The following is a 4,609-nucleotide window of genomic DNA, read 5'->3' on the forward strand; positions in this document are numbered from 1 at the left end:
CCTCGTACAATGCTGAATGATCAACACTGGTCAAAGTTAGAAACTATTCTGCGTAATTTTGATATTTATCTCAAACGAAATCTTCGAAATTTTATTGAAGCTATTCTTTATCGAATTAGAACAGGTTGCCCATGGCGAGATTTACCACCGGATTTTGGTAATCCAAATTCAATATTTAAAAAATATAGTCGTTGGTCTAAACATAATAAGCTGCTGAAAATATTTAAATTAATCAGTAAACATACAGATAAAGAGTGGATTTTTATTGATGGTTCTCATATTAGGGCGCATCAACACTCTGCTGGGTTAAAAGATCAAGCTATATCAAAAAGCATTGGTGGGAATAGTTCAAAAATACACTTGGCCGTTGATTCTTATGGTAATCCAATTGAAATTATGATCACGAATGGAACAACACATGATGTTAAGGTTGCACCTGAGCTAGTTGAAAAATTAGATTTGGAAAAAACTGAGGTCTTATGTGCAGATAAGGGTTATGATTCTGAACCATTACGAGAGCAAATCAGAGTAACAGATACCGAAGCTAATAGTCCACGGAAGTCAAATACTCAGTCCAACAATAATCATATGGATTGGAATTTATATAAAATTAGGCATTTAGTGGAAAATACTTTTGCAAGATTGAAGCAATTTAGAGGAATAGCAACTCGATATGACAAGCTAAAACGTAATTATGAAAATGCGGTTGCTTTAGCTTGCATATACATTTGGTTGCCATTATGAAATGTCAACAGACCCATAAGTATTCTGAGCTTTTTTATAGATCAAAATTTATAACATCACAAACATAATAATCAGACCCAAAGCAATCCGATACCAAGCGAAAACACGTAAAGTATGTTTTTCCACAAAACGTACTAAAGCTTTTACTACAAACAATGCAGCAAGAAAAGCAGTGATAAAACCAAGTGCAATATTGGTCATATTATCCGCGGTGAGTACATTTGCATTACGAATTAAGTCAAAGGTTGCTGCACCTAGCATTGTAGGCATCGCCAGAAAAAAAGAGAACTCGGTCGCTGCTTTACGTGAAAGTCCTGCGAACATTCCACCTACAATCGTTGCACCAGATCTTGATGTTCCAGGAATCATGGCAACACATTGAGCTAGACCAACCAATAGCGCCTGTTTAAAGGTGATTTGAGTGGCTTCAGTAGTTTTATGATCGAACTTGATTGACTCTGCCCAGAAAATAATTAAACCACCCACAATTAATGCAATGGCGACAACTAAAGGGCTAAACAGTACAGATTTAATAAAATCGACTGCCATCACACCAATAATGACCGCTGGGAAAAAAGCAATCAAAACACTCATACAAAAGTGTCGCGCCTCTGCATCCCCACTAAAAAAGCCTTTAATCAAATCGACGATTTTTTGTCGGTATAACCAGCAAACTGCCAAAATTGCACCTAACTGAATCACGACTTCAAACACACGTCCACTATCAGAATGAAAATCAATCAGATGACCAAAAAGAATAAGGTGTCCAGTACTAGAAATAGGTAAAAACTCAGTTAGGCCTTCAATTAGTCCTAAAAAGAGAGCCTTAAAGGCTTCAAGGTGTTGCATGGATGATTACTCATGAATCAGATTTAATGATATTAATTAAAAAGAAAGGTGAGAGTGTAAGTAAAAAACTAAATATTTTTCAAATCATAACAGCCTTACTTTTATTCTTTTTTAAGAAATACAGTTTTCTTAAAGTTCAAAATTGTATACGCATTAACGCAAGGATCGAATAGATGGTTCGGTTTCCATTGTTAATATTTGTGAAAATTTTCTCCTCAGTGAGAAGCTAATGCTTTTTTCAGTCTCAGGAGTAGGGAGGTTATAAAATAGCATTTAAATTAATGAGAATCATTTGCAATTAATTGTGCGTTCTTGTATATTAGTGCCACTGGAAAGTTTCATGGGCTTGCCAGACATAAAAAGACTACTTCAGTAGTATGTACAGCGTGATCCTTAACAACCCCATTGTGTTGAGCAATGGGTTTTTTTATTAAAGTCGTTAAGTGCAATTTAGTCTCTTTCATACTGACCAGTGATCTAAACAGAATGATTGATCATTTGATTGCATCTTCAATTTCCTGAATATTAATTTTTTGCATACGAAACATCGCATTCATGGCGCGTTGGGAAGTTTCGGAATCTGGGCTATTAATTAACTCAATCAGACGTTTCGGAACAATCTGCCAATGTATGCCGAATTGATCTTTCAGCCAACTACATTGCATCGCTTGACCACCATGTTGTAATAACGCAGACCATAAGTGATCCGTTTCCATTTGGCTTGAGGTTTCTACAACCAAGGAAATCCCTTGGTTAAAACTGAAATGATGTGAATAAGAGGAATCCATACAATATAAAATATAATCATCAATTATAAATTGCGCGTGTTGTACATATTCAGGATTCTCTGAACGATTTTCTCCGTCTTTATAACGCATGATGCCACTGACTTCAGAATTGGGAAAAATTTGTGTGTAAAATTGCATTGAATGGAGTGCTTTTCCCGCATTGTCTTCAGTAAACATTAACGTTGGAATCAACTGTTGAGTATCTAAGTCTTCTCTTGTATCCAAATAAAGTTGCCATGAAACACCAAACCGATCCTGTACCCAGCCATACATCTCGCTCCAAGGATAACGATCCAAAGGCATTAAAATTGAACCACCATCGATCAATTGATCCCAATAATATTGAATTTGCTCACTAGACTGGCTTAATAACATCAAGGAGATAGATGGATTAATCTGAAATTCAAGATCAGGTCCACCACTGAGTAGCATTAATCTTTGATTAAAAATAGAGAGTTGTGACACATAGTCATTGGTTTGCAGTAGCTGCGCGTTAAACAATGAGCTATAAAATTCTGCTGCCTCACTGCGGCCATATTTTAACCATACACAGGGATAGATATCATTATTCATCGTTATACTTTTTTTATTGTGTTGATGATTATTTTATCAGCAAATTGGGTAAATATTAATCAAAAATTTAAAACTATACATCACGATTGAAAATAAACGCGACTAACATCTATGTAGAGTGTTTTGGTACAGGAATCAATCCAATACCAAAATTGATCATTAAGAAGATGACTTTTGTTGTTCAAGTTGTTGTTTTAAATATAAATCAACATAGTATTTTTCAGTGTAGTCATCTGCATATTGGTTCGCCTGACTCCGCGTTTTAGTCTTCTCAGTCTTTTCTATAAGACCTGATTCAGGTGAATAAAGGAGCACCCACCATTGTCGATTAATACGTCTAACATTGAAAAGCTCTTTACTATATTTACGTTTTGCCATTGTGAATCATGTGATGGAAAATATTGAGACCAGTTCTACTTGAGCCTTACACTTAAGTCAACACAGACCTTAGGTAACTGCTCAAATTTTATAAAAATAATGAAATCTCTTAAATTTTAAATAAATAGACTTAAAAAATGAGGCAAGAAATAGAGTTAATACATGAAATTTACTGTAAATGTAGTGTTGTCTTTTGTTAAGTTGTAAAAATCAAATTTAATTTAATTATCAAGATAAGATTTTGATATTTAATAAATTTTTTAAATTTTAAATTGTAAAAAATGCTTACTAATTATACAATTGTAAGCTATTTCTCACAATCTTGTAAGCCAAAAGCTTATTCATTTGAAATCTCATGAAACTATACTCACTCCAGCACATCAAAAAGGCATCTTGACTATTAAATAGAAAGCTGAATATTAACTGAGAGATCTGGAAAAAATAATAAAGATATCTTTATTAATATAAATCGTCTAAATAATAGAGAAGAATCTCAAATAATCAATTGATGTGTCAATATCTCTCCTCTTTGGGGGAGGAGGAGAGATAATTATTCAATCACTAATCTATAGGGTATTGGTATGTTCATCATTAAAAATATATTTGTATTTTTATTATCTATCGTTTGTTTATGCCTAATGCTCATTGTTTTTAATTATTTAGGATTTATGAAAATCATAAACCTTGTTGTTTCTTCAGTTATTTTTGGAACTTTTATCACCTTATATTTTAAGGAGATCAAATTATGTATGACTCTATTTGCGCTGTTTTTTGGTGCAATGTTATGTATAAGTCAGACCATGGAAGTGGTTCTTATGTTTTTAATTACGCTGTTGGTCTATTTTACAATTACCACGATGATGCCAAAGCTAAAAAATAGGCTTTGTTGCACAAATAGACGAAAGGTAGAGTTGTTCTAATCTTCAGATATTTATGCAACAGCCACCGTTTTAGCTGTACCAAGTTGAGTAAATTTATTCAAAATATCGACTCTTATTTGCAAGTCAACCACCTGACGATTAAAGCATCGACTAGATACACCTTGTCCAAGTCGTTTCAAGGCAAACATTTTAGCCTCTATTCGGGATCGTCGATGATAACCAATATCTCGTTTCCACTGCTTTTGACCCTTGTCCCAACAGCCTTGTACTGCATGATTTCTTGCTTTACCAATTTCATTTTCTGCCCATAAAGCAGCATTGGAACGAGGAGGGATAATTACATTTGCTTGCCGTTTCAAAATCGCATCATAACAATTCACTGTGTCATAAGCACCA

General features: G+C 34.1%; 6 protein-coding genes. 2 read left to right on the plus strand and 4 right to left on the minus strand.

The window, feature by feature from the left end; all coding sequences use genetic code 11:
* Positions 1-744: IS5 family transposase (locus J500_RS16390; protein ID WP_052024147.1), on the plus strand; the 744-nt coding region annotated here is incomplete at its 5' end.
* 48 nt (positions 745-792) lie between these two features.
* Here the strand turns inward: J500_RS16390 and J500_RS16395 are convergent.
* From J500_RS16395 to J500_RS16405, 3 genes are all read right to left on the minus strand, one after another.
* Positions 793-1,593: an undecaprenyl-diphosphate phosphatase gene (locus tag J500_RS16395; RefSeq protein WP_004998232.1), complete on the minus strand. Its 801-nt coding sequence runs from the start codon at positions 1,591-1,593 to the stop codon at positions 793-795.
* Positions 1,594-2,087: 494 nt separating this feature from the next.
* Positions 2,088-2,954 carry a VOC family protein gene (locus J500_RS16400; RefSeq protein WP_004998230.1) on the minus strand — a complete coding sequence of 289 codons (867 nt, stop codon included), beginning with the start codon at positions 2,952-2,954 and terminating at the stop codon, positions 2,088-2,090.
* A gap of 159 nt (positions 2,955-3,113) precedes the next feature.
* On the minus strand, positions 3,114-3,332 hold the full coding sequence (locus J500_RS16405) for a hypothetical protein (protein WP_004988129.1): 219 nt from the start codon (positions 3,330-3,332) through the stop codon (positions 3,114-3,116).
* Positions 3,333-3,913: 581 nt separating this feature from the next.
* Between J500_RS16405 and J500_RS17790 the strand changes: the two genes are divergently transcribed.
* On the plus strand, positions 3,914-4,252 hold the full coding sequence (locus J500_RS17790) for a hypothetical protein (protein WP_081402805.1): 339 nt from the start codon (positions 3,914-3,916) through the stop codon (positions 4,250-4,252).
* A gap of 11 nt (positions 4,253-4,263) precedes the next feature.
* Here J500_RS17790 and J500_RS16410 read toward each other — a convergent pair.
* Positions 4,264-4,609: IS5/IS1182 family transposase (locus J500_RS16410; protein ID WP_034700647.1), on the minus strand; the 346-nt coding region annotated here is incomplete at its 5' end.

The organism is Acinetobacter sp. 479375 (genome assembly GCF_000581715.1).
GTDB classification, from domain to species: domain Bacteria; phylum Pseudomonadota; class Gammaproteobacteria; order Pseudomonadales; family Moraxellaceae; genus Acinetobacter; species Acinetobacter ursingii.

What these genes read in the sequence shown, in the direction of transcription:
- J500_RS16395 (WP_004998232.1), bottom strand. Translation starts at nt 1,593, where the DNA reads ATGCAACACCTTGAAGCCTTTAAGGCTCTCTTTTTAGGACTAATTGAA.
- J500_RS16400 (WP_004998230.1), bottom strand. Translation starts at nt 2,954, where the DNA reads ATGAATAATGATATCTATCCCTGTGTATGGTTAAAATATGGCCGCAGT.
- J500_RS16405 (WP_004988129.1), bottom strand. Translation starts at nt 3,332, where the DNA reads ATGGCAAAACGTAAATATAGTAAAGAGCTTTTCAATGTTAGACGTATT.
- J500_RS17790 (WP_081402805.1), top strand. Translation starts at nt 3,914, where the DNA reads ATGTTCATCATTAAAAATATATTTGTATTTTTATTATCTATCGTTTGT.